This window comes from Thermus scotoductus DSM 8553 (assembly GCF_000381045.1).
Lineage (GTDB): Bacteria > Deinococcota > Deinococci > Deinococcales > Thermaceae > Thermus > Thermus scotoductus.
In genome coordinates, this window is record NZ_KB905812.1 from 1 (window position 1) to 1,129 (window position 1,129).

The following is a 1,129-nucleotide window of genomic DNA, read 5'->3' on the forward strand; positions in this document are numbered from 1 at the left end:
AGATTTTTGGGGTTATTTAGGGGAGAAAACATAGGGGGGTACTACGACCTCCCCCCTAGGTGTCCATTGTCCATTGTCCAAACAAATAAATAAATATTGGGTTTTTAATGTTAAAAGGTTGTTTTTTATGTTAAAGTGAAAAAAACAGATGTTGGGAGGTACAGTGATGGTTGTAGATAGAAAAGAAGAGAAAAAAGTTGCTGTTACTTTAAGACTTACAACAGAAGAAAATGAGATATTAAATAGAATCAAAGAAAAATATAATATTAGCAAATCAGATGCAACCGGTATTCTAATAAAAAAATATGCAAAGGAGGAATACGGTGCATTTTAAACAAAAAAAGATAGACAGCACTGGCATGCTGCCTATCTATGACTAAATTTTGTTAAGTGTATTAGCACCGTTATTATATCATGAGCGAAAATGTAATAAAAGAAACTGAAAACAAGAAAAATTCAAGAGGACGTAATTGGACATTTGTTTTATATCCAGAATCAGCAAAAGCCGAGTGGTTAGAGTATTTAAAAGAGTTACACATTCAATTTGTAGTGTCTCCATTACATGATAGGGATACTGATACAGAAGGTAGGATGAAAAAAGAGCATTATCATATTCTAGTGATGTATGAGGGTAATAAATCTTATGAACAGATAAAAATAATTACAGAAGAATTGAATGCGACTATTCCGCAGATTGCAGGAAGTGTGAAAGGTCTTGTGAGATATATGCTTCACATGGACGATCCTAATAAATTTAAATATCAAAAAGAAGATATGATAGTTTATGGCGGTGTAGATGTAATCGTAGAATTTAAGAGTTTAATGGATTATGCAATGAAGTTTAAATTTGATGATTGGTTCCCGCTTTTATGTGATAACTCGGCGTATGTTATTCAAGAATATATAAAATCAAATCGGTATAAATCTGACCGATAGATTTTGAATTTAAGAGTGTCACAAGACACTCTTTTTTCGCACCAGCGAAAACTGGTTTAAGCCGACTGCGCAAAAGACATAATCGATTCACAAAAAATAGGCACACGAAAAACAAGTTAAGGGATGCAGTTTATGCATCCCTTAACTTACTTATTAAATAATTTATAGCTATTGAAAAGAGATAAGAATTGTT

2 protein-coding genes are annotated in these 1,129 nt (G+C 32.2%); both read left to right on the forward strand.

What is annotated here, in order from left to right; translation table 11 throughout:
* Positions 1 to 166: 166 nt before the first annotated feature.
* The gene (locus tag F604_RS12795; protein WP_006308237.1) at positions 167 to 334 is read left to right on the forward strand and encodes a cop-6 protein; all 168 of its coding nucleotides are present in this window, start codon (positions 167 to 169) and stop codon (positions 332 to 334) included.
* An 80-nt stretch (positions 335 to 414) separates the two neighbouring features.
* Positions 415 to 936 carry a replication protein gene (locus F604_RS12800; protein ID WP_081624259.1) on the forward strand — a complete coding sequence of 174 codons (522 nt, stop codon included), beginning with the start codon at positions 415 to 417 and terminating at the stop codon, positions 934 to 936.
* Positions 937 to 1,129 lie beyond the last annotated feature (193 nt).

Coding starts and splice junctions, on each gene's coding strand:
- F604_RS12795 (WP_006308237.1), top strand. CDS start 167: ATGGTTGTAGATAGAAAAGAAGAGAAAAAAGTTGCTGTTACTTTAAGA.
- F604_RS12800 (WP_081624259.1), top strand. CDS start 415: ATGAGCGAAAATGTAATAAAAGAAACTGAAAACAAGAAAAATTCAAGA.